This is a genomic window from Variovorax durovernensis, assembly GCF_977011995.1.
The window spans coordinates 5,788,863-5,812,038 of sequence record NZ_CDRNCW010000001.1; the positions used below are offsets into that span (position 1 = coordinate 5,788,863).

A 23,176-nucleotide genomic window follows, 5' to 3' on the forward strand; every position below is an offset into this window, starting at 1 on the left:
GTTACCGCAGCTTCAGCGTCGAAAGGCCCACGAGGCACAACAGCATCGTGATGATCCAGAAGCGCACGACGACCTGCGTCTCGCGCCAGCCGCTCTTCTCGAAATGATGGTGCAGCGGCGCCATCTTCAGTACGCGCCGGCCTTCGCCGTAGCGCTTCTTGGTGTACTTGAAGTACATCACCTGGGCCATCACCGAGATCGCCTCGACCACGAAGATGCCGCCCATGATGAAGAACACGATCTCCTGGCGCACGATGACCGCGATGGTGCCCAGCGCGCCGCCGAGCGCCAGCGCGCCCACGTCGCCCATGAAGACCTGCGCCGGGTGCGTGTTGAACCACAGGAACGCGAGCCCCGCGCCCGCCATGGCGGAGCAGAACACCAGCAGCTCGCCGGAGCCCGGGATGTTGGGGAACAGCAGGTACTTGGAATACACCGCGCTGCCCGTGACGTAGGCGAACACGCCCAGCGCCGAGCCGACCATCACCACCGGCATGATGGCCAGCCCATCGAGGCCGTCGGTCAGGTTCACCGCATTGCTCGCGCCCACGATCACCAGGTAGGTCAGAACCACGAAGCCGATGCCGCCCAGCGGGTAGCTCACTTCCTTGAAGAAGGGCACCAGCAGGTTGATCTTGGGCGGGAAGCTGAGGTCGAAGCCCGACTGCACCCACGCGAAGAACAGCTGCAGCACGCGCCAGTTGGAGCTTTCGGAAATGCTGAACAGCAGGTAGAAGCCGGCGAGCAGGCCGACCACCGACTGCCAGAAATACTTCTCGCGCGAGCGCATGCCTTCCGGGTCCTTGCGCACCACCTTGCGCCAGTCGTCGACCCAGCCGATGGCGCCGAAGCCCATCGTGACCCACAGCACGATCCACACGAAGCGGTTCGACACGTCGAACCACAGCAGCGTCGACAGCGCGATGGAGAACAGCACGAGCACGCCGCCCATGGTCGGCGTGCCGCTCTTGGTCAGGTGCGTTTCCATGCCGTAGCCGCGGACCGGCTGGCCGATCTTGAGCGCGGCCAGGCGGCGAATGACATACGGCCCCGCCACCAGGCCGACCACCAGCGCGGTCAGCGCGGCCATCAGCGCGCGGAAAGTGAGGTACTGGAAAACGCGCAAGAACCCGAATTCGGGCGAGAGCGTCTGCAGCCATTGGGCCAGGGTCATCAGCATGTGGTTTCGCGCGGCTCATGCGTCATGACCGGCCTCCTTTTGTTGTTGTGGTTGTCGTGCCTGGGCCTCGATGGCCTGGACCACGCGTTCCATCTTCATGGAGCGCGATCCCTTGACGAGCACGCTGCCGACATGCGGCAGCCGGGCGAGCACGGCGGCGCCGAGCGCGTCGAACTCGTTGAAATGGCGGCCGTCGGCATCGCCCCGGAACGCGGCGACGGTGTGGGCCGTCGCGCTGCCGAGGGTGTAGACAGCCTCGATGCCGCGCTGGCGTGCCCAGTCGCCGACTTCGGCGTGGAACTCGGTCGAGCGCTCGCCCACCTCGGCCATGTCGCCGAGCACCAGCAGGCGCGGACCCGGCAGGGCGGCGAGCACGTCGATGGCGGCAATCACGGAATCGGGGTTGGCGTTGTAGCTGTCGTCGACCAGCGTGACCGCGCGGCCATCGGCCACCACGATCTCGCTGGCGCGCGAACGGCCCTTGACCGGCTCGAAGGCGCTCAGGCCCGCGGCGATGATGTCGGTCGACACGCCGGCCGCGAGCGCGCAGGCCGTGGCGGCCAGGGCGTTGATGACGTTGTGCCGGCCGGCGATGTGCAGGCGCGCATCGAAGGCGCCCAGCGGCGTGCGGACGCGCACGGCCCAGGCGCCCTGCTTCCATTCGGCGCCGTCGAGCGAGATGTCGGCGTCTTCCGATTCGCCGAAGGTCATGCAGCGGCGCGAGCCGCCGGCGTGCGCCATGTCGGTCCACAGCGAGGTGAAGGCGTCGCCATGCGGGAAGACGGCCGTGCCGTCGTCGGGCAGCACCGCGAACACAGAGGCGTTCTCGATGGCCACCGCCTCGACGGTGGCCATGAATTCCTGGTGCTCGCGCTGCGCGTTGTTGACCAGCGCGATGGTCGGGCGCGAAATGGCGGCCAGCCGAGCGATCTCGCCCGGGTGGTTCATACCCAGTTCGAGCACCGCGCGCTGGTGCTGCGCGCGCAGGCGCAGCAGCGTGAGCGGCACGCCGATCTCGTTGTTGAAGTTGCCGGCCGTGGCCAGCGCGCGTTCGGCCCGGAAGGCGAACAGGATGGCCGCGATCATCTGCGTGACCGTGGTCTTGCCGTTGCTGCCGGTCACTGCGATCAGCGGCAGGTCGAACTGGGCACGCCAGCCAGCGCCGAGCGCGCCCAGCGCTGCCAGCGAGTCGGACACTTCCAGGCCGGCCAGGCCCGCAGCCTCGAGGCCGTGATGGGCGATGGCGGCGACAGCGCCCTGCTTCTTCGCCTCGGCGAGGAATTCGTTGGCGTCGAAGCGCTCGCCCTTGAGCGCGACGAACAGGTCGCCGGGCGCGAGCGTGCGGGTGTCGGTGTGCACGCGGGCGATGACGGTCGAGGCGTCACCCACCAGGCGCGAGCCGGGAATCCATTGCTGCGCCTGTGCCAGCGTAATGCCGAGCGGCGTGGTATCGGTCATGCGCCACCTCGCTTTGCCAGCGCCTGCAGCGCATGGGCCTTGTCGGAGAACTCGATGCGCTGCCCGGCGATTTCCTGCCACGCCTCGTGGCCCTTGCCGGCGATCAGCACGACGTCTTGCGGGGCGGCCTGCGCGATCGCGTCGGCGATGGCGATGGCGCGGTCCGGCTGCACCTGTGCGACCTCAGGGCCGGAGAAGCCGAGCAGCACCTGGCTGATGATGGCGTCGGGCTTTTCGCTGCGCGGGTTGTCACTGGTGACGATCACGCGGTCGGCCTGGCGCTCGGCGACGGCGGCCATCATCGGGCGCTTGATCGGGTCGCGGTCGCCGCCGCAGCCGAACAGGCACCACAGTGCACCGCCACGCTGTTTTGCCAGCGGGCGCAGGCCGATCAGGGCCTTGTCCAGAGCGTCGGGCGTGTGCGCGTAGTCGACCACGGCCAGCGGCGCGCCCTCGCCAGTGCCGGCGCGGTCCATGCGGCCCGGCACGCTGGTGAGGTTGGCGCAGGCGGCCACGGCCTGCGCCAGCGTGAGGCCCAGCGCGCGCAGGGTGCCGAGCACACCGAGCAGGTTGGCCACGTTGTACTGGCCGATCAGGCCGGTCGACAGGTGCTCGACGGCGTCGGTGCCGCTTTCGGAAACCGAGAACTGCAGGCCCTGCGCGTCGTAGCCGATGTCGCGCGCCACGAGGCGTGCCGGCTTGCCGCCGGCGGAGACGGTCCAGACGTCGAGCGCTCCGATGCCGGCGTCGATCAGGTTCGCGCACAGGCTGGCGCCGTGCGTGTCGTCGATGTTGATCACCGCCGCGCGCAGGCCGGGCCAGCGAAACAGCTCGGCCTTGGCCTGCCAGTAGGCGTCCATGCTGCCGTGGTAGTCGAGGTGGTCCTGCGTGAAGTTGGTGAACACGGCCACCGCGATCTGCGCGCCGTCGAGCCGGCGCTCGGCGATGCCGATGGACGAGGCCTCGATGGCGCAGGCGCCGAAACCGCGCTCGACCAGCGCGCGCAGCTCGCGCTGCATCATCACCGGGTCGGGCGTGGTCAGGCCGGTGTAGGTCAGTTCGGGCGGCACGCCGATGCCGAGCGTGCCCATCACGGCGCAGGGCGACGGCGCGTCGCGCTGCATCGTGCCGTCGGGCTTCATCGCGCGCACGCCGCCCGCCGCGCGCAGCGTGGAGAGCGATTCGGCCAGCCACCAGGCGGTGGAGGTCTTGCCATTGGTGCCGGTCACGGCCAGCACGTCGAGCAAGGCCGAGGGGTTGTCGTAGAAGGCCGAGGCGATCGGGCCGGTGGCGGCCTTGAGGCCGGGGTAGCTCACGATGCGCTCGTCACCATCGAAGCCGAAGGCCTCGACGCCCTCGTGCTCGACCAGGCAGGCCACGGCGCCCTGCGCCAGCGCGGACGCCACGTGCTTGCGGCCATCAGTGGCGGCGCCGGGCCAGGCGACGAAGATGTCGCCCGCGCCCACGGCACGGCTGTCGGCATGCATCGCAGCCTGCGGTGCACGCTCCTTCAGCCAGGCGGCCACCAGTTGGGGGGAAGTGAAGGTCAGCATGTTCAGAAGCTCTCGTCGACGCCCTGCGTCATCACAAGCGGTTTGACCGCCAGGTCGGGCGGTACGTTCATCATGCGCAGGGTCTGCTGCACGACTTCGCTGAACACGGGAGCCGCTGCCAGGCCGCCGAAATACTGGCCGTCGGTGGGCTCGTCGATCATCACGGCGACGATGATGCGCGGCTTCTCGATCGGCGCCATGCCGGTGAACCACGCACGATATTTGTTGCTGGCGTAACCCTTGCCGACCTGCTTGTGGGCCGTGCCCGACTTGCCGCCGACCGAATAGCCCACCGTTTGCGCGCGCGTGCCGGTGCCGCCGGGGCCGGCGGCCATCTGCAGCATCTTGCGAACGGCCAGCGCGTTCGACGGCGAGAACACCCGCACGCCGGCCGGCGGCTCGGAGTTCTTGAGGATGGTGACCGGAATGAGCGAGCCGTCGTGCGCGAACGAGGTGTACGAATGCGCCATCTGGAACAGCGAAGCCGACAGGCCGTAGCCGTAGGCCATGGTGGCCTGCTCGACCGGCTTCCAGGTCTTCCAGGGGCGCAGGCGACCGGTCACCGCGCCGGGGAACTGGATCTGCGGCTTCTGGCCGTAGCCGAGCGCGGTGTAGGTGTCCCACATCTCGTGCGGAGTCATCTTCTGGGCGATCTTGAGCGCGCCCACGTTGCTCGACTTCTGGATCACGCCCTCGACCGTCAGCGAGCCGTAGTTGTGGGTGTCGCTGATGGTGAAGCCGCCGATCTGGTAGCGGCCCGGGGCGGTGTCGATCACCGTCGAAGGTTTCACGCGGCCGGCTTCCAGGGCCATGCCGACCGTGATGGGCTTCATGGTCGAGCCGGGCTCGAAGGTGTCGGTGAGCGCCCGGTTGCGCAGCTGCTCGCCGGTGAGGTTCTGGCGCTTGTCGGGCACGTAGCTCGGGTAGTTGGCCAGCGCCAGCACCTCGCCGGTGGTGGAGTCGAGCACCACCACGCTGCCGGCCTTGGCCTTGCGCGCGATCACGGCGTCGCGCAGCTTCTGGTAGGCGAAGAACTGCACCTTGCTGTCGACGCTGAGCTGGATGTCCTGGCCGTCGAGCGGCGGCACCAGTTCGCCCACGCCCTCGACCACGCGGCCCAGGCGGTCCTTGATGACGCGGCGCGAGCCGGCCTTGCCACCCAGCTCCTTGTTGAACGCGAGTTCGATGCCTTCCTGGCCGCTGTCTTCCACGTTGGTGAACCCCACCACGTGCGCGGCGGCCTCGCCCTCGGGGTACTGGCGCTTGTATTCCTTGCGCTGGTAGAGGCCCTTGATGTTCATCGCTGCGATCTGCTTGGCGATGGGCTCGTCGACCTGGCGCTTCACCCAGACGAAGGTCTTGTCCTCGTCCTCGAGCTTCTTGTCGAAGTCCTTCTGCGGCATCTCGAGCAGCTTGGCCACCTGCTTGAGCTTGGCGCGCACCTCGGGGTCGTCGCGCTCGATGTCTTCGGGAATGGCCCAGATGCTGGGCGCCACCACGCTGGAGGCGAGGATGAGGCCGTTGCGATCGAGGATGCGGCCGCGGTTGGCCGGCATCTCGAGCGTGCGCGCGAAGCGCACCTCGCCCTGGCGCTGGAAGAAGCTGTTGTTGAACACCTGCACGTACGCGGCGCGGGCGGCCAGCATGACGAAGCCGAAGGCGATGCCGGCCACGATGAACTTGCTGCGCCACACCGGCGTCTTGCTCGCGAGCAAGGGGCTGGTGGTGTAGCGCACGCTGCGGTTGCCTCGGGTCATCGTGCGGCCCTCGCTGCGGTGGCGGGCTTGGCGGCCGGCTTGGCGCCCGCGGGCGTGGCCGGCGGCAGCGGCGCCACGGCCGGGATCACCGAGCCGTCGGGCCGCACGTACTGCGTGATGGCCGGCGAGGTGGTGCGCATCTGCAGCTGCTCCTTGGCGAGCTTCTCGACGCGCAGCGGCGTGGCCTGTGCACGCTTCTCGACCTGCAGGCGGTCTCGGTCCAGCTCAAGGCGGCGAGCTTCCTGCTGCACGCGGTCGAGCTCGGTGTAGAGCTGGCGCGACTGGTACTGCGTGTGAACGAGGTACAGCGCCGTGGCAATCACAGCCAGCAACAGCAGTAGGTTGATCCGGGCCATGATTAAAGAAGCCCCCCCAGGCTGCGCCACTGCGTGGCTGCGCCTTCCCCCTCGCAAGCGAGGGGGCGAGCGCCTTCGGGCGGCCGGGCGGCGCTCATGCGGCCTCCGTGCGTTCGGCCACGCGCAGGATCGCGCTGCGCGAGCGCGGATTGCCGCTCACCTCGGCCTGGGAAGGCTTGATGCGCTCGAGCGCGTTCAGCTTCATCACCTTGGGGGCGGCAAAGGGCGCGCGGCGGTCGTAGACCTCCTTCGAGTGCTTGGCGATGAACTGCTTGACGATGCGGTCTTCCAGCGAATGGAAGCTGATCACCGCAAGCCGGCCGCCGGGCTTCAGCACGGAAAGGCTCGCTTCTAGCGCCTGTTGCAGCTCTTCAAGCTCGGCGTTGATGAAAATCCGAAAAGCCTGAAATGTGCGCGTTGCAGGGTTCTGGCCCTGCTCGCGGGTTTTGACCGTGCCAGCCACGAGCTCGGCCAGTTCGGTGGTGGTTGAAATTGGGCCCCGTTCTTGTCGGCGAGCAACAATCGCCTTTGCAATCTGAACAGCAAACCGTTCTTCGCCATAGTCACGGATCACCTCTGCAATCTGCTGGAGTTCGGCCGTTGCCAGCCACTCGGCCACGCTCTCGCCGCGCGTGGTGTCCATGCGCATGTCGAGCGGGCCGTCGAAACGAAAACTGAAACCGCGCACCGGGTTGTCGATCTGTGGCGAGCTCACGCCCAGGTCCATCAGCAAGCCGTCGACGCTCGCGTCGGGCAGTTCGCCCAGCGAGCGGAATCCCTGGTGGCGGATAGAAAAACGCGCATCGGAGATGCGCGCTGCTTCGGCCACTGCTTCCGCATCCTTGTCGAATGCGATCAGCCTGCCTTCCGGCGCCAGCCTGGAGAGGATTGCACGCGCATGCCCTCCCCGCCCGAAGGTGGCGTCCACGTAGGTGCCGGTTGCCGCCGTGCTGCCGGAAAGAAGGGCTTCCACCGCTTCGTTCAGCAAGACGGTCGTATGGGTCCATGGGGTAGTCACGTGAATCCTCAGAACGCGAAGTCCTGAAACACATCCGGCATCTCGCCCTGGGTGGCCTCGGCCTCCTTGGCCTCGTAGGTGGCCTTGTCCCAGAGTTCGAAGTGGTTGCCCATGCCCAGCAGCAGCGTCTCGCGCGTGATGCCGGTGGCCGCGCGCAGTTCGGGCGACACCAGGATGCGGCCGGTGCCGTCCATCTCGACGTCCATGGCGTTACCCAGGAAGACGCGCTTCCACCACTGCGCCGACATCGGCAGCGCGGCAATGCGCTCGCGGAATTTTTCCCATTCGGGACGGGGGAACACCATCAGGCATCCGTGCGGATGCTTGGTGATCGTGAGCTGGCCGCCTGCCGTGGCGCTCAGGACGTCACGATGCCGGGTCGGCACGGAGAGCCGCCCCTTGGCATCCAGACTGAGCGATGAAGCGCCTTGAAACACGACCACGAAACCCCTGTGTTGGGAGTGCTGCGGCACCCGAAGGGGGCACTACCCGCACTTTTTCCCACTTAACTGCACTTTTTTGCACTGTAGCAGGAAACACTTCGGACGCAACTGGCCGTTCGGGGTATTTTTTGTAATGGAATCAACGACTTAGCGCCGATTCCAAATCCGTGGAATCGGCGAATTTCGTTGAGAATTAAGTACTTAGCCCACGCAGTGAAAGTGATGCGTGAAGGATTCCCCCGTTACAGGGGGAACCAAAGGGCAGCTTCAGAGGATGAAGCGCGAAAGATCTTCGTCGTGACTTAGTGCCGCGAGGCGCTGGTCGACGTAGGCGGCATCGATGCGGATCGATTGGCCTTCAAGGCGGGTCGCGTCGAAGCTTACCTCATCCAGCAGGCGCTCCATCACCGTCGACAAACGGCGCGCGCCGATGTTCTCGGTGCGCTCGTTTACCTCGAAGGCGATGGTCGCCAGCCGGTTCACGCCTTCGGGTGTGAATTCGAGCGTCACGCCTTCGGTGGCGAGCAGCGCCTGGTACTGCTTCACGAGCGACGCGCGGGTCTGCGTGAGGATGCTCTCGAAGTCCGACACCGAGAGCGACTGCAGCTCGACGCGAATCGGAAAGCGCCCCTGCAGTTCCGGGATCAGGTCGCTCGGCTTGCTCAGGTGGAACGCGCCGCTCGCGATGAACAGCATGTGGTCGGTGCGCACCACGCCGTACTTGGTGGTGACGGCCGTGCCCTCCACCAGCGGCAGCAGGTCGCGCTGCACGCCCTGGCGCGACACGTCGGAGCCTTGCGCTTCGCTGCGCGTGGCGACCTTGTCGATCTCGTCGATGAAGACGATGCCGTTCTGCTCGGCGTTGGCAATGGCCTGCGTGCGGATCTCGTCCTCGTTGACCAGCTTGGCGGCCTCTTCGTCGATCAGCAGGCGCATCGCCTCGCCGATCTTGAGCTTGCGGGTCTTGCGCTTGCCCTGCCCCAGTTGGCCGAACATGCCGCGCAGCTGCTCGGTCATTTCCTCCATGCCGGCGGGGCCCATGATTTCCAGCGGCGTGCGGGTCTCGGCGAGGTCGAGCTCGATCTCTTTGTCGTCGAGCTGGTGCTCGCGCAGCTTCTTTCGGAAGGCCTGGCGCGTGGGATTGGGCGTATCGAGCGCCGGGGGCGCGCCGTCGGCGCCGCGCGCCGGGGGCAGCAACGCGTCGAGGATGCGCTCCTCGGCGGCATCCTCGGCACGCACGCGCACCTTGGCGCTCTCGGATTCGCGCGTCTGCTTGACGGCGATCTCCGCGAGGTCGCGGATGATGGAATCGACGTCCTTGCCCACGTAGCCCACCTCGGTGAACTTGGTCGCCTCGACCTTGATGAAGGGCGCATCGGCCAGCCGCGCGAGGCGGCGCGCGATCTCGGTCTTGCCCACGCCCGTGGGGCCGATCATGAGGATGTTCTTGGGCGTGATCTCGTGGCGCAGCTTGTCGTCGACCTGCTGGCGGCGCCAGCGGTTGCGCAGGGCGATGGCCACGGCGCGCTTGGCGGCCGGCTGGCCGACGATGTGGTTGTCTAGCTCGGAGACGATTTCCTGGGGGGTCATGGACATGGTCAGAGCGCTTCCACGGTGTGGTTCATGTTCGTGTAAATGCAGATTTCTCCGGCGATCCCCAGCGATTTGCGCACGATCTGCTCGGCAGAGAGTTCGGTGTTCTCGATCAGCGCCTTGGCCGCCGACTGGGCATAGGCGCCGCCGGAACCGATGGCGATCACGCCGTCTTCGGGCTCCAGCACGTCGCCGTTGCCGGTGATGATGAGGGAGGTGGTGGCGTCGGCCACGGCGAGCATGGCCTCGAGCTTGCGCAGCACGCGGTCGGTGCGCCAGTCCTTGGTGAGCTCGACGGCCGCGCGGGTCAGGTGACCCTGGTGCTTTTCAAGCTTGGCCTCGAAGCGCTCGAAGAGCGTGAAGGCGTCGGCGGTGGCGCCGGCAAAGCCGGCCAGCACCTTGCCGTGATAAAGCCGGCGCACTTTGCGCGCCGTGCCCTTGATGACGATATTGCCGAGAGTGACCTGCCCGTCCCCGCCGATGGCGACCTGGTCGCCTTGGGGGGTCTTGCGGCGCACGCTCACGATGGTGGTGCCGTGAAACTGTTCCATCGAAGCCATCTGGGGATGGCCCGGGGCAATGCAACCCGCGGCAAGGCCGCCAGGCGACTTAGTTTTTTCTAACCGCGACCGTGGCGTGATCGGTAATGCCTACCAGCGTGAACAGCGCGGCGATGAGCCGGTGCGCGTCGACGAACTGCACGCGCTCGCCGTTGGCGTCGCGCGTGCGCACCCAGCTCAGCAGCGCGCCGGCGGCGGCCAGGTCCATGCGCAGCAGCGCGGCGCAGGAAATGACGGGCGCCGCGGTGTGGCGCAGGTCGTTGTCGAGCCGCTGCCAGCTCGACAGGGACTCGCCCCGCAGGTCGCCCGCCAGCGCTGCGAAACCGCTGTCGGTGGACGGGAAGCTCTCGGAATCGCCACCGACCGACAGCAGCGACCACACCGAGCTGGGGCGGCTCGCCGGCGGCGCGGCCAGCGAGGCGCATTCGCCGCGCGGGTCTTGCCACGAGGGGGGCGACACCTCATAGGTGATGCAGTAGTTGAGCGCCACCAGCTCGAAATCGTCGGGCAGGTGCATCATGCGCAGCGCCGCCAGGTGCAGCTGCCACCAGACGTCTTCGGTGCTGCGGTCGTTGTTGGGCGCGGCCTCGGACAGCACGGCCAGCAGCTGGGCGGAACCCATGAAGCGCAGTTGCACCGGCGAATCGGCCCAGTGCGTGAAAAGCACCCGCAGCGGCGCTGCGGCGTCGGCGCCGATGGCGGTCAGGGCGCGCCAGTCGAGCGTCCAGACCGAACCGGCCTTCGACAGTGCCCGCGTGAGCTCCACGAGGCCTTCGCGGGCCAGGAGGGCGGGCGACACCCAGTCGGCATGAGTGGCGCCTTCGGAGGCGGCGCCGGCCTCTTCGCTGGCGGCCACGGCCTTGACGCTGCGGGCCAGTTCCTCGAGCGAGACCCAGTCGGGGCCCATGCGCCGCATGCGCTGCGCGTAGCGCATGCGGGCGGCGGCGAACTTGGCGGCATCGCCGGTCGCGCGGTACAGGTCGAACAGGGCACGCCAGCGGCTGTCGTCGCGCTCGGCGGCGGGGCTGCCCTCGGCTTCGGTGGCCGGGGCGCTCTCGGAGGCCAGGGCCTGCAGCAGGATGGCTTCGGCGCCGGTGTCGTCGCCGTGCGCGAAGCGGATGACCGCCTCCTCCAGCGCGCCGTCGTGCGCCAGCCGCGACAGCGGCACCGGCGCCGCGCCTGCAGCCACAGCCGCGTCCCCGGCCGGCACCGCCGCGGCGGGCGCGCCAACGCTGTGAGGCTGGTCGGTCTGGGTGTCGGGCGCATCGTCGGCACGCGCGGGCGGCAGCGTCTCGGCGCCGGCATCGGGCGGCGGGTTGACCAGCGCCTCGCCGTTCGGGCCGCGCCCCTTCCACCACTGCTGCGACATCTGCTGCTCGATCTCGTCGATCTTCTTGAGCGTGAGCGCGCGGCCTTCGAGCTTTTCCGACGAGCTGTTGAGATTGAACGACGACGGCGTGACGGTCGGGTCGAAGGCGTGGGCGGCGGCCTCGCGCTGGCGCAGCTTGCGCAGCATGTCGAACTCGCGGCGGCGCACGAAATCGTTGCGCTGGCGCCGTTCGATCATCTCCTTGAGCATTTCCCTGTTGTAGGTCTGCTCGGGCAGCGAGGAATCCGACTGGGCGGGCTCATCCAGTTCCGACCAATCCTTCAGCGGATTGCGGACAAACTTGGCCACCTTGGAGAAAAGGCGGCCCGACTCTTCCTTTGCCATTCGACGAAAGCTTGCAGACGGGGGTTCTTGCGACCTTCTTCCCGATCAGTCCCCGAACATCTTCTGCTTGAGTTCCCGGCGCTGCTGCGCTTCGAGCGACAGCGTGGCCGTCGGGCGGGCCAGCAGGCGGCCGACACCGATGGGTTCGCCGGTTTCGTCGCAGTAGCCGTAGTCGCCGGCGTCAATGCGCTGGATCGACTGCTCGATCTTCTTGAGCAGCTTGCGCTCGCGGTCGCGGGTGCGCAGTTCGAGGGCGTGTTCTTCCTCGATGGTGGCGCGGTCGGCCGGGTCGGGCACGACCACGGTGTCTTCACGCAGGTGCTCGGTGGTCTCGCCGGCGTTCTCGAGAATGCCGCGCTTGAGTTCTTCGAGCTTCAGGCGGAAGAACGCCATCTGCTTTTCGTTCATGTACTCGTCGTCGGGCATGGCGATGACTTCGGCGTCGCTCAGCTCGTTGGCGGACTTGGTCTTCCAGTTGTTGACCAGCTTCGGGTCTTTCTTCACGGCCAGGGGCGGCGGCGGCACCAGCGCGGTGGAGGGTGCCTGCGAGAAGCTGGACTTGGCGGCGGTCGATGCCACCGATTGCGGCATCGAGGGAACGGTCAGTTGCGACAGCCGGGACACGCGGCCACCACGCGCAGCGGGTGCGGGCGTGGCGGTTTGAGCGGGAATCGAGGGTGTCGCCGGGGCGGAAGTGGAGGCGGCAGCCGTTTTTTTCATGGGGATCGGGGAAGCAGAAGGAACGGCAGCAGGGCGGCCGACGGGTTTGGATGACGAGGTACCCGCGCCTGCGCTCTTGGTTGCGGCAGTTGCAGGCTTGGCGGATTTCTTGGCAGCGGTCACGGCTTTGGCCGGTGCTGCCGCGGTCTTTTTGGTCGGCGCGCTTTTCTCTTTCGCCGTGGGGTCCGGCACTGCGGCGGAAACTTTTTTTGCCGCAGGTGCAGCCTGCTTCGCAGCCGCCACCTTCTTTGCGGCGGGCTTGGTTGCTGGCGTGGCCTTGGCGGCGGGTTTCTTCACGGTGACTGGCTCCTTGGTCGAACTGGAACGCGCTTTCACTGGGTGTCTCCTCCCATGGGAACCGGTTGCGGCTTTCAGGCCGCGCCGGCTCCACGTTGTCGGGGTGCTCGCCAACGGCGAACCCCGGGGTTATACCCCCGAAAGCCCACCAGAAACGTGCGGCGCCCCGTGCCGGATGCCACATCCTGTCCGCTGGGACGGGGTATGGCTGCCGGAACAGGCGCGCGATTGTATAGAGAACTCGAAAGCGCGGGCGATGTGTCCGGGTGCCGGTCGCGTCCATTAGCATCGCGCGGCGTCACTGGAGAGGGTGACGCAAACCCGCCATTGCCCTTTGGCAGCGCGGGCCATCCGATCATTCGACAAAAGAAAGCAAGTCTTGAGCAAGAAAGCAGCAGTATTGGGCGTCCTGGCCGCAGCCATCGCGGTGGCCTACGGGGGCAGCACCTGGTGGGCCGGTTCGCAGGTCAAGTCGCGTTACGACACCGCATTCGAAGAACTTCCGAAGCAGACCGCGCTGGTGCGGGTGGTGGAGCGCAGCTACGACCGCGGCTTCCTCGGTGCCGTCAGCACCGTGACGCTCGAAATCGGCTGCGCGCCCGACGCCGCGGCCACAGCCGCCGCGCAGAAACCCGCCGCCGGCGAGGAACCCGATGAAGAGCCGGAGGAAGAAGCCGAAGCCGCGCCCGCCAAGCCGCTGCGCTTCACCATCCGCGACACCATCCACCACGGCCCGCTGGCCGGCGGCACGCTCGCCGCGGCCACCATCGACAGCGAACTGGTACTCGACGCCAAGACCCAGGCCGACGCGAAGAAGCTGTTCGGCGAGGCCAAGCCGCTTACCGCCCGCACCAAGGTCGCCTTCAGCGGCGCCTTCACCAGCGACCTGACGGTGGCGCCCGCCAGGCTCGCCGAAGACGGCAAGGGCCAGATGGCATGGCAGGGTGCGCAGCTGCGCATGGACGTGAATGCCGCGCGCACCCAGGTGCGCTACGAGCTGACGATGCCCGGCTTCGACTTCAACGACACCCGCAGCGGCCTGACCATGAAGATGGGCAAGCTCACGGCCAAGGCCGACATGGACAGCAGCGCCGGCTGGTTCCTGGCCACCGGCAAGACCGAGGGCCGCCTCGACACGGTCGAATTCGCTGCACCCAAGGGCCTGGGCGCGGGCAACGGCGACGACACCACGCCGCGCAAACCGCTGCCGACCGTGCTGCTGCAGGGCATCGACCTGGTGGGCGGCGCCAGCATCAAGGACGGGCTCTACGCGTCCGAAGGCACCCTCAGGGGCGCCGGCAAGATCGGCGCCACCAAGATCGACAAGTTCGAGTTGACCAGCAGCGCGCGCCGCATCCATGCCGCCGGCTACAAGAAGCTGGCCGACGCCTGGATGCAGTCGAGCGCCGCCAACGGCTGCGGCAAGGGCGGCAGCAAGGCTTCCCAGGCCGCCATGAGTGCGCTGGTGGACCAGCTTTCGCCGGATCTCAAGGCCATGGCCAAGTACGGCCCTGAGGCCGGCATCGACAAGATGCTGGTCGAAATCGACGGCAAGCGCGGCGAACTCGGCTACACGGCCAGCATGGCCGGCGTGACCGACGAAGACCTGCAGCTGCCCGGCACCGCGCTCCTGCTCAAGCGCGGCGTGCTCAAGGCCAATGCGCGCCTGCCGATGCAGTGGATCGAGAAGCTGGCCGCAACCGGCGCCGAGAGCGGCCAGACGCCCCCGCCCGAAACCGTGGCGCTGCTGGTCGCCCAGGGCGAGCAGAGCGGCTTCGTGAAGCGCGACGGCGACGACGTGACCGGCCAGGTCGAGTTCAGCGACGGCAACCTGAAGATCAACGGCAAGCCGCTGGGCGGGCTGGGCAAGTAGCAGGGTATGTCTCCCTCCCCCGCTGGGGGAGGGCGGGGTGGGGGCACGACGGCCTCCCGAAAAGCATGGCGCCTGTTCGCAGGCCTGCCCCCATCCCGACCTTCCCCCAGCGGGGGAAGGGAGCAAGTCAGGGCTTCAGACCAGGCACTGCTCCAGGCCCTGCTCCAGAATTTCGCGCGGCAGCTCGATGCCGATGAACACCATGCGGCTCTGGCGCGCCTCGTCCTTGCCCCACTCCGGGCCCAGGTCGCTGCCCATGAGCTGGTGCACGCCCTGGAAGATCACCTTGCGCTCGGTGCCCTTCATGTTCAGCACGCCCTTGTAGCGCAGCATGCGCGGGCCGTAGATGTTGACGATCGCGCCCAGGAAGTCTTCCAGCTTGGCCGGGTCGAACGGACGGTCGGCCTTGTAGACGAAGCTCTTCACGTCGTCGTCCGTGTGGTGGTGGTGCCCGTGGCCGCCTTCGTGCTTGTGCGAGGGATGGTCGCAGTGCTCGCCATGCGCGTGGTCATGGTCGTGATGGTCGTGGTCGTCTTCCTTCAGGAAGTCGGGGTCGATGTCGAGCTTGGCGTTCAGGTTGAAGCCGCGCAGGTCGAAGATGTCCTTCAGCGGCACGTCGCCGAAATGCGCCTTCTGCTGCGGCGCGCGCGGGTTCATGTGCTTCAGGCGGTGAATGAGCGCATCGGTCTCTTCGGCCGACACCAGCTCGCTCTTGCTGATGAAGATCTGGTCGGCAAAGCCCACCTGGCGGCGCGCTTCCTGGCGGTCGTTGAGCTGCTGCGGCGCATGCTTGGCGTCGACCAGCGTGAGGATCGAGTCGAGCAGGTAGCTCTCGGCGATCTCGTCGTCCATGAAGAAGGTCTGCGCCACCGGGCCGGGGTCGGCCAGGCCGGTGGTCTCGATCACCACGCGGTCGAAGTCCAGCAGGCCCTGGCGCTTCTTGGCGGCCAGCAGCTGCAGCGCCTCGCGCAGGTCTTCGCGGATGGTGCAGCAGACGCAGCCGTTGCTCATCTGCACGATCTGCTCCTTCGACTCGGTGACGAGGATGTCGCTGTCGATGTTCTCCTCGCCGAACTCGTTCTCGATGACCGCGATCTTCTGGCCGTGGGCCTCGGTCAGGATGCGCTTGAGCAGCGTGGTTTTGCCAGAGCCGAGAAAGCCGGTGAGGATGGTCGCGGGAATGAGGGCCATGTGGGGAGTGCTCCGGAAGCGGAAAACAGGAAAAGGGGCGAAAAAAGACTTGGCAGGCAGTTTAGCCAATGCCACTGAGTTGCGTTGCCGGCAGGGTCAAGCCGGCTTCCGGACCACCACCAGGCCCTTCAGGTACTCCCCTTCCGGGAACTCGATGGTCATCGGATGGTCGGGCGCCGCGCCCAGCCGCTCGGCGATGTAGCCGTCCACGCCGGCGTCGATCCCGGCCGAGGCCACGATCTTGTGGAACAGGTCGGCGCTGATGCCGCCCGAGCAGGAGAAGGTCAGCAGCACGCCGCCCGGCTCCAGCAGCTTGAGCGCCAGGCGGTTGATGTCCTTGTAGGCCCGTGCCGCGCGCTCGGCATGCGCCACCGTGGGCGCGAACTTTGGCGGATCGAGCACGATGGCGTCGAAGGTGCGGCCCTGGTCGATGAACTCGCGCAGCACCGTGTTCACGTTGGCGTCGAGGAATTCGGTCTCTATGCCCTGCCCCTCGAAGCCGTTCAGCGCCAGGTGGCCGCGCGCGCGCTCCAGCGCGGGCAGCGACGAATCGACCGACACCAGCTGCGCGCCCTGCAGCGCGTTCGCGGCCTTCAGCCCCGCGAGCGCCGCGACGGTGAAGCCGCCCGTGTAGCAGAAGCAGTTCAGCACGCGCCGGAAGCGCCGGTGCTGCGCCAGTTCGGCAAAGCGCTGGCGGCTGTCGCGCTGGTCGAGGTAGAAGCCGGTCTTGTGGCCGGTCGCGATGTCGAGCGACAGCTTCCAGCCGTGCTCGCGAATGACGATTTCGGTCGGGCCTTCGCCGCGCAGCCAGCCGGTGACGGGCTTCAGGCCTTCGCGCTCGCGGCCGCTGGCGTCGGAGCGCTCGTAGAGCTTGGCGAGGCCCGTGGCCTTGAGCAGCGCGTCGGCCAGCACGTCTTTCCAGCGCTCGACGCCGGCCGACAGAAACTGCGCCACCAGCGTGTCGCCGTAGCGGTCGACGATCAGCCCCGGCAGGCCGTCGGCCTCGCCGTGCACCAGCCGCACGCCGTCGCTCTGCAGATCGAACAGGCCGCGCGCGGTCACGGCGCGGGCGCACACCGACGCGAGGAAGGCGGCGTCGATGCGCTGTGTTTCGACGAAGCTCCAGGCCCGCGCGCGGATCTTCGAGGCCGGGCTGAAGGCGGCCCACGCCAGGAAGGCGCCGTCGTGCGACTCGACGCGCACCGTCTCGCCGGAGTCGGCACCGCCGCGCGCAATGGCGGATTCGAAGACCCAGGGGTGGCGGCGCTGCATCGAGCGCTCTTTGCCGGGTTTGAGGCGAAGGGTTTTCATTGGTTGTTGCTTATTTGTCGTTCTCTGGCTTGGCTTTCGCCCTGGGATGCGCTGCGTCGTACACCTTGGCCAGGTGCTGGAAATCCAGCCGCGTATAGACCTGCGTGGTCGAGATGTTGGCGTGGCCCAGCAGTTCCTGCACCGCGCGCAGGTCGCTGCTCGACTGCAGCACGTGGCTGGCGAAGGAATGCCGCAGCATGTGCGGATGCACCGGCGCCGCGAGGCCGGCCTTGAGGCTGCGCTCGCGCAGCAGCTTCCACACCGCCTGCGACGACATCCGCACGCCCTTGGCGCTTATGAAGAGCGCGGCGGCGGCCTGCGGGTCGCGCAGGTGCGAGATTGCCAGCGCGGCGCAGTCGCCGCGCACCGCTAGCCAATCGCGCACCGCCTCGGCCGCCTTGCTGCCCATCGGCACGACGCGGCGCTTGCTGCCCTTGCCGAGCACGTTGGCATCGCCCGCGTCGAGGTCGACCCAGCCGCGCGCGGTGCTGCTCGCCTGCGCGTCGAGCCCCGTGAGCTCGCTCACGCGCAGGCCGCAGCCGTAGAGCATTTCGACGATGGCGCTGTCGCGCGCCTCGGTCCACGGGTCGGCCTCGGGGTCGTACAGCTCGGCCAGGCGCACCGCGTCGTCAACGCCCAGCGCTTTCGGCAAGGGCTTGCCGGCCTTGGGCGCATGCACGTCCTGCACGGGGTTGAAGCCGATCAGCCCTTCATGGCCGAGCCAGCGGTAGAAGCTGCGCCAGCACGAAAGCACCAGCGCAATGCCGCGCGGCTCGCGCCCCGCGCCGTGCAGCTGCGCCATCCAGCGGCGAATGTGGGCGGTCTGCACGCGGTCCAGCGGCAGCTTCGCCTCGGCGGCATTGTCGGTCAGCGACTTCAGGTGGAAGGCGTACAGCTCGACCGTGCGCGCCGCGAGCCGGCGCTCGACGCGCACATGCTCGAGGTATTTTTCGACCCAGCCGGAAGCTGCGGAAGCGGCCGGCGTCGCGGGCCCGGAAGGCTCAGAAGAGGAAGCCACGGAAGACATTGTTCACGATGGCCGCCGGCTCGCGCAACGCGCCCTTCGAAAACGGCCCCAGCGCGTTCCAGCAGGAGGTGGGCGCGGCTGCGTACTGCACGTCGAAGATCCGGTCGAAACCGCTCATCTTCACCAGGTGCTCGACGCGCCACATGTGGAACGGCTCCGACACGATGACCACGCTGCGCACGCCGGCCGCCTCCAGCAACGGGCGCGACAGCGAAAGATTAAGGCGCGTGGAGGTGGAAGCGGGCTCCAGCAGCATCGGCCCGGCATAGCCCGCGGCAACGGCGCGCTCCTGCATCGCGGTGGCTTCGGTGCGGCCGTCTTCGGAATCCACGCCGCCGGAGAAGGCGAGCTGCTTCACGAGGCCGGTCCTGGCCATCGCCACCGCCGTGTCGACCCGCCCCGAGAGACAGGGGTGCGGCTTGCCGTCCAGGTAGGCGCGGCTGCCGAGCACCAGGGCGGCATCGGCCGCACGCTGTGGCGGGTTGGCCAGCAGCGCCTCTGCGTGCCGCCAGATGAATACGCCGATGGCCGCGTAGGCCAGCACCCCGGCCAGCAGCCCGCCGAACAGCAGGACCTGCCAGGGCCGCCGCAACCAGCGCGGGCGGCTCAAGGACGCAGCCGCGACAGCCCGCCCGACGCCAGCTCGGCGATGCGCTCGAGGAAGTCGGTGCCCATTTCGGAGTTGAAGCGCTGCGCGTCGGGCGACGCCAGCACCAGCATGCCGAAGGCCGGCGACTCCGCGTCGGCGCGCAGCGGAATCAGCGCGATCGACATGGCCGACTGCGGCTCCGGCAGCCAGTTCGCCGCCTCGAAGCCCGAATTGAGCCCGCAGTAAGGCGAGGTCAGCGAGGTGGCCAGCGCCTTCACGTCGTCGCTCACCCACTGGGCATAGGCCTCGTTGAGGTATTCGCTGCTGCAGTCCCACACCTTGATGGCCGTCTGCGGCACCAGGAACAGCGACTGCAGGTCGACCGCGATGCGGTACGGCAGGCTGCGCGGGTCGCGCGTGGTCAGCAGGCCGCTGGTCCAGCGCTGCAGGCGGTCGGCAATGACGACGTTTTCGGTGCCGTGGCGCACCATGTCCATCAGGCGATGCTCCAGCGCCTTGATCTTTTCGCGCAGCATCTCGGCCTGGCGCTCCTGCAGGCTCACGGCGCGGTTGCCGTGCGGGCTGGTGAGCTGCACCTGCGCCAGCAGCTGGGCATGGCGCTCGAAGAAGTCCGGCGTGTTCGCCAGGTAGTTGGCGATGTCGTCTTCGGTGATCGGGTTCATGGCGTTGGCGTCGTTGTTGTTCGTGAAGTTGGTCGTCATGGCAGTTCCGGCACCTCGATGTCGCCTTCGAACACCGTGGTGGCCGGCCCGGTCATGAGCACCGGCTGGCCTTCGCCCTGCCATTCGATGGTGAGAATGCCGCCGTGCGTCTGCACGTCGACCCGGCGGTCCAGCAGCCCCAGCCGGATGCCCGCCACCACCGCCGCGCAGGCGCCGGTGCCGCAGGCCAGCGTTTCGCCGGCGCCGCGCTCGAACACCCGCAGCCTGATGTGCGCGCGGTCGACCACCTGCATGAAGCCCGCGTTCACCCGCTGCGGAAAGCGCGGGTGGTGCTCGATCTGCGGGCCCTGCTCGGCCACGGGTGCCGTGTCGACGTTGTCGACCACCTGCACCGCGTGCGGATTTCCCATCGACAGCACCGCTACCGAAACGATAGCGCTGCCCGCGTGCGTGCCGAGCGCGAGGTGCCAGGTGTGCCAGCCGCCGTCGGGTTGCGGGTCGAGCCCGGCGGTGTCGAAGGGCACGCGCTCGGTCTCGAAGACCGGGGCGCCCATGTCGACCGTCACGCGGCCGTCGGCGCCCATGCGCGGCTCGATCACGCCGGCCAGCGTCTGCACGCGCACTTCGGTCTTGTCGGTCAGCCTGTGTTCGCTGACGAAGCGCATGAAGCAGCGCGCACCGTTGCCGCACTGCTCCACTTCGCCGCCGTCGGCGTTGTGGATCACGTATTGGAAGTCGATTCCCTCGGCGGGCGAAGGCCGCACGGTGAGGATCTGGTCGGCGCCGACGCCGAAGTGGCGGTCGGCCAGAAAGCGGTATTGCGCGGCGCTGAGGCCCAGCGTGCCGCGCGTTTCGTCCAGCACGACGAAATCGTTGCCGGCTCCCTGCATCTTGGTAAAGCGAATTCGCATCCGGGGATTATCGCCACCGGCACTGTCCCTGGCGACCACGGGCCCAAGCCCGTGGCCATGAAGACGGAACGATCAGCCCTTGATGAACGCCAGCAGATCGGCGTTCACCTGGTCGGCGTGCGTGTTGCAGGTGGCGTGCGGCGCACCGGCGTAGACCTTGAGCTGGCTGCCCTTGATCATTTCGGCCGCGAGCTTGCCGGTGGCCTCGAAGGGCACGACCTGGTCGTCGTCGCCGTGGATCACCAGGGTGGGCACGTCGATCTTCGCCATGTCGGGGCGGAAGTCGGTTTCGGAGAACGCGGTCACGCAGTCGATGGTGGCCTTGATAGAGGCCTGCAGCGCAATCTGCAGCGTCTGCTTGAAGACGCCCTGCGACACCTTGGCGCCGGGGCGGTTGGTGCCGTAGAAGACCGTGCTGAAGTCGTCCAGGAACTGCGGGCGGTCGGCCGCCAGCCCGGCGCGGATGCCTGCGAACACCGACGCATCGGGGCCCACGGGGTGGTCGGCGGTCTTCATGAACATCGGCGTCACTGCGCTGATGAGCGCCAGCTTGGCCACGCGCGCGGTGCCCTTGCGCGCGATGTAGCGCGTCACGTCGCCGCCGCCCATGGAGAAGCCCGCGATGATCACGTCCTTCAGGTCGAGCTTCTCGATCAGCTCGGAGATGTCGTCGGCGAAGGTGTCGTAGTCGTAGCCCGTCCACGGCTGGCTCGAGCGGCCGAAGCCGCGACGGTCGAACGCGATGGTGCGGTAGCCGCGTTCCGCGAAGAACAGCATCTGGGCGTCCCACATGTCGGCGCTGAGCGGCCAACCGTGGCTGAAGAGAATGGGCTGGCCCGAGCCCCAGTCCTTGTAGTAGAGCTCGGTGCCGTCGCGCAGTGTCAGTGTGGTCATGGTTTTTCCGGTGAAGTGAATGAACGAAGGAAGGAAGGAACGGAGGGAAATCAGATCGCAAGAAAGTGATGCACCTCGGGCTTCCCCGGCCCGATGTGAAAGCGTAACGCCTCGCCCTGCAAGTCGGCGTCGGCCTGCGACACCCGATGATGCTGGCGCAGATGCTCCGCCCAGGATTCGACGAGGAACCACTCCATCACCCGCTCGGAGTCGGCCGTGTGTTCGTGCAGGCCCCAGGCGTAGGCGCCGTCGCGGCGGCGTTCGAGAGACAGGCGCTTCATCGCCTGCAGGAAGGCCGGGCGGTCGTCCTTGCGGATGCGGTATTCGACCTGGATCATCACCGGCCCGCGGTCGTGCGCCACAGGCTCGGCAAGCAGCGGCTCGGGCCAGTGGTTCGATGCCTGCAGGTCGGCCTCGCCGGCCGGCAGCCGCACGCGATGGAACACCAGCCCGGCCATCACCAGCCCCACGGCCCCCGCCACCAGCGTGGCCGGCACGCCGATCTGCTGCGCCACCAGGCCCCAGCCCAGGCTGCCCGCCGCCATCGCGCCGTTGAACACGGTGAGGTACACGGCCAGCCCGCGTCCGCGCACCCAGTTGGGCAGGATCGACTGGGCCACGCCGTTGAGCGTGGTCAGCGCAATGATCCAGCCCAGGCCCAGCAGCAACAGCAGCAGCACCGCCAGCCACTTGGGCGGCGCGAAGACAAGAATGCCCATCACGGCGGCCGTGAGCAGCGCGGCCAGCAGCAGCATGCCGTCGGCGTCGAGCCGGGCACGCAGGCGCGGCATCACCAGCGCGCCGCCGATGGCGCCCGCCCCCACGGCGCCGAGCAGCACGCCGTAGAAGCCGGCGCTGCCGCCGAGCATCTGGCGCGCCACCAGCGGCAGCAGCGCCCACACCGAGCTGGCGAACAGGAAGAACACCGCCGCGCGCAGCAGCACCACGTGCAGCTCCTTGCTGGCCCGCGTGTAGCGCAGGCCGGCACGGAAGGCGCCGAGGAAGTTCTCCGACAGCCCGCTGTCGGCAGGCGCCGGGCGCTTCCACCACAGCAGCGCCGCGATCACGAACACATAGCTCAGCACGTCGACGCCGTAGGTGGCTGCCGCGCCGAAGCTCGCGAGGATCAGCCCGCCCGCCGCCGGCCCGATGGAGCGCGCGATGTTGATGCCCAGCGAGTTCAGCGCCACCGCGCCCTTGAGGTCCGAACGCGGCACCAGCTCCGGCACGATCGACTGCCAGGTCGGCCCCATCAGCGCCGCGCCGATGCCGCCCACGAAGGTCAGCACGATCAGGTATTCGACCGTGAGCGCGCCGGTGTGCGAAAGCACCAGCAGCGTGCCGCTCACCGCCGCAAGCACCAGCTGCACGAAGATCAGGAAGCGCCGCCGGTCGAGGATGTCCGAGAGCACCCCCGCCGGAATCGCCAGCAGGAACACCGGCAGCGTGGCCGCCGTCTGGATGAGCGCCACCGCCGTCGGGTTCGCGGACAGGTCGGTCACCAGCCACGAGCTGGCCACGTCGCGCATGAAGCTGCCGATGTTGCCGAGCACGGTGGCGGCCCAGAGCACCGCGAACACCGGCTGGCGCAACGGCGCGAAGGCGCCGGGCTGCGGCGCCGCCGCGACCGCGCCGTGCGAGGTGTCAGACATGGGCACGCTCCTTCAGGTCATGCCAGGCAACCAGCAGGAAGCCGCCGACCAGCCCCAGATGTTCGAAAAAGGAGTTGGCCGCCATGAAGCGCTCCTGCCCGACCGGCATCTGCCAGAAGCGCAGCGCCACGAAGGTCGCCATCAGCGTGAAGCCGCCGAGCGCCAGCGCGCCCAGCCACCGCAGCCGCCCCGTGAGGATCAGCGCCGAAGCGCCCAGCTCCAGCACGATGACCGCCACGGCCAGCGGGCCGGCGGGCGACAGGCCGAAGTGGTTCATCTCGCCAAGGGCCGCATCGAAGTCCATCGCCTTGTTCAGCCCGCCCTGAAGGTAGGCGGCGCACAGCAGCAGCAACGCGATCCAGCGCAGCGCGGGTGAGGTGGTCCAGCGCATCGTCA

General features: G+C 68.1%; 21 protein-coding genes. 1 reads left to right on the forward strand and 20 read right to left on the reverse strand.

Annotated features, from left to right (window positions below; translation table 11 throughout):
• Position 1: 1 nt before the first annotated feature.
• From mraY to dksA, 11 genes are all read right to left on the reverse strand, one after another.
• Positions 2 to 1,180, reverse strand: a complete 1,179-nt coding sequence (gene mraY, locus ACWV14_RS27420; protein ID WP_081270177.1) for a phospho-N-acetylmuramoyl-pentapeptide-transferase — start codon at positions 1,178 to 1,180, stop codon at positions 2 to 4.
• 15 nt (positions 1,181 to 1,195) lie between these two features.
• Positions 1,196 to 2,638 carry a UDP-N-acetylmuramoyl-tripeptide--D-alanyl-D-alanine ligase gene (locus ACWV14_RS27425; RefSeq protein ID WP_454904651.1) on the reverse strand — a complete coding sequence of 481 codons (1,443 nt, stop codon included), beginning with the start codon at positions 2,636 to 2,638 and terminating at the stop codon, positions 1,196 to 1,198.
• Positions 2,635 to 4,191: a UDP-N-acetylmuramoyl-L-alanyl-D-glutamate--2,6-diaminopimelate ligase gene (locus ACWV14_RS27430; protein WP_454904653.1), complete on the reverse strand. Its 1,557-nt coding sequence runs from the start codon at positions 4,189 to 4,191 to the stop codon at positions 2,635 to 2,637. Before ACWV14_RS27430 ends, ACWV14_RS27425 begins: the two co-directional genes overlap by 4 nt.
• Before the next feature lie 2 nt (positions 4,192 to 4,193).
• Complete coding sequence (locus tag ACWV14_RS27435) at positions 4,194 to 5,948, reverse strand: peptidoglycan D,D-transpeptidase FtsI family protein (protein WP_454904655.1); 1,755 nt, start codon at positions 5,946 to 5,948, stop codon at positions 4,194 to 4,196.
• Entirely contained in the window at positions 5,945 to 6,304 is a 360-nt protein-coding gene (gene ftsL / locus ACWV14_RS27440; protein ID WP_106935707.1) for a cell division protein FtsL, read from the reverse strand. Before ftsL ends, ACWV14_RS27435 begins: the two co-directional genes overlap by 4 nt.
• 94 nt (positions 6,305 to 6,398) lie before the next feature.
• The gene (gene rsmH / locus ACWV14_RS27445) at positions 6,399 to 7,322 is read right to left on the reverse strand and encodes a 16S rRNA (cytosine(1402)-N(4))-methyltransferase RsmH (RefSeq protein WP_081270172.1); all 924 of its coding nucleotides are present in this window, start codon (positions 7,320 to 7,322) and stop codon (positions 6,399 to 6,401) included.
• A gap of 8 nt (positions 7,323 to 7,330) precedes the next feature.
• Positions 7,331 to 7,759, reverse strand: coding sequence for a division/cell wall cluster transcriptional repressor MraZ (gene mraZ / locus ACWV14_RS27450; RefSeq protein WP_081270207.1), 429 nt, complete (start codon positions 7,757 to 7,759; stop codon positions 7,331 to 7,333).
• Between the two features lie 273 nt (positions 7,760 to 8,032).
• Positions 8,033 to 9,361 (reverse strand): ATP-dependent protease ATPase subunit HslU, encoded by a 1,329-nt coding sequence (hslU, locus tag ACWV14_RS27455; RefSeq protein ID WP_454904658.1) that lies wholly within the window; start codon positions 9,359 to 9,361, stop codon positions 8,033 to 8,035.
• 2 nt (positions 9,362 to 9,363) lie between these two features.
• Positions 9,364 to 9,909 carry an ATP-dependent protease subunit HslV gene (hslV, locus tag ACWV14_RS27460; RefSeq protein ID WP_093126143.1) on the reverse strand — a complete coding sequence of 182 codons (546 nt, stop codon included), beginning with the start codon at positions 9,907 to 9,909 and terminating at the stop codon, positions 9,364 to 9,366.
• Positions 9,910 to 9,967: 58 nt separating this feature from the next.
• A complete protein-coding gene (locus ACWV14_RS27465) occupies positions 9,968 to 11,632 on the reverse strand; it encodes an STAS domain-containing protein (protein WP_454904660.1) in 1,665 nt (554 codons plus the stop codon).
• Positions 11,633 to 11,677: 45 nt separating this feature from the next.
• A complete protein-coding gene (gene dksA, locus ACWV14_RS27470; RefSeq protein ID WP_409196334.1) occupies positions 11,678 to 12,475 on the reverse strand; it encodes an RNA polymerase-binding protein DksA in 798 nt (265 codons plus the stop codon).
• Between the two features lie 553 nt (positions 12,476 to 13,028).
• Here dksA and ACWV14_RS27475 point away from each other — a divergent pair.
• Entirely contained in the window at positions 13,029 to 14,522 is a 1,494-nt protein-coding gene (locus tag ACWV14_RS27475) for a YdgA family protein (RefSeq protein WP_454904662.1), read from the forward strand.
• A gap of 135 nt (positions 14,523 to 14,657) precedes the next feature.
• Here ACWV14_RS27475 and ACWV14_RS27480 read toward each other — a convergent pair whose 3' ends face one another.
• From ACWV14_RS27480 to ACWV14_RS27520, 9 genes are all read right to left on the reverse strand, one after another.
• A complete protein-coding gene (locus ACWV14_RS27480; RefSeq protein ID WP_422088282.1) occupies positions 14,658 to 15,713 on the reverse strand; it encodes a CobW family GTP-binding protein in 1,056 nt (351 codons plus the stop codon).
• Positions 15,714 to 15,809: 96 nt separating this feature from the next.
• Positions 15,810 to 17,024, reverse strand: a complete 1,215-nt coding sequence (locus ACWV14_RS27485) for a class I SAM-dependent rRNA methyltransferase (protein ID WP_454904664.1) — start codon at positions 17,022 to 17,024, stop codon at positions 15,810 to 15,812.
• Positions 17,025 to 17,034: 10 nt separating this feature from the next.
• The gene (locus ACWV14_RS27490; protein ID WP_454904666.1) at positions 17,035 to 18,051 is read right to left on the reverse strand and encodes a tyrosine recombinase XerC; all 1,017 of its coding nucleotides are present in this window, start codon (positions 18,049 to 18,051) and stop codon (positions 17,035 to 17,037) included.
• Positions 18,026 to 18,661, reverse strand: a complete 636-nt coding sequence (locus tag ACWV14_RS27495) for a YdcF family protein (RefSeq protein WP_454904668.1) — start codon at positions 18,659 to 18,661, stop codon at positions 18,026 to 18,028. Before ACWV14_RS27495 ends, ACWV14_RS27490 begins: the two co-directional genes overlap by 26 nt.
• Positions 18,658 to 19,362, reverse strand: a complete 705-nt coding sequence (locus ACWV14_RS27500) for a DUF484 family protein (protein ID WP_081271352.1) — start codon at positions 19,360 to 19,362, stop codon at positions 18,658 to 18,660. The genes ACWV14_RS27495 and ACWV14_RS27500 overlap by 4 nt, the downstream gene beginning before the upstream one ends.
• Positions 19,359 to 20,234 carry a diaminopimelate epimerase gene (gene dapF / locus ACWV14_RS27505; RefSeq protein ID WP_454904670.1) on the reverse strand — a complete coding sequence of 292 codons (876 nt, stop codon included), beginning with the start codon at positions 20,232 to 20,234 and terminating at the stop codon, positions 19,359 to 19,361. Before dapF ends, ACWV14_RS27500 begins: the two co-directional genes overlap by 4 nt.
• A 72-nt stretch (positions 20,235 to 20,306) precedes the next feature.
• Entirely contained in the window at positions 20,307 to 21,128 is an 822-nt protein-coding gene (locus tag ACWV14_RS27510) for an alpha/beta fold hydrolase (protein WP_454904672.1), read from the reverse strand.
• Between the two features lie 50 nt (positions 21,129 to 21,178).
• On the reverse strand, positions 21,179 to 22,780 hold the full coding sequence (locus ACWV14_RS27515; protein ID WP_454904674.1) for an MFS transporter: 1,602 nt from the start codon (positions 22,778 to 22,780) through the stop codon (positions 21,179 to 21,181).
• A complete protein-coding gene (locus ACWV14_RS27520; RefSeq protein WP_454904676.1) occupies positions 22,773 to 23,171 on the reverse strand; it encodes a DoxX family protein in 399 nt (132 codons plus the stop codon). Before ACWV14_RS27520 ends, ACWV14_RS27515 begins: the two co-directional genes overlap by 8 nt.
• Positions 23,172 to 23,176 lie beyond the last annotated feature (5 nt).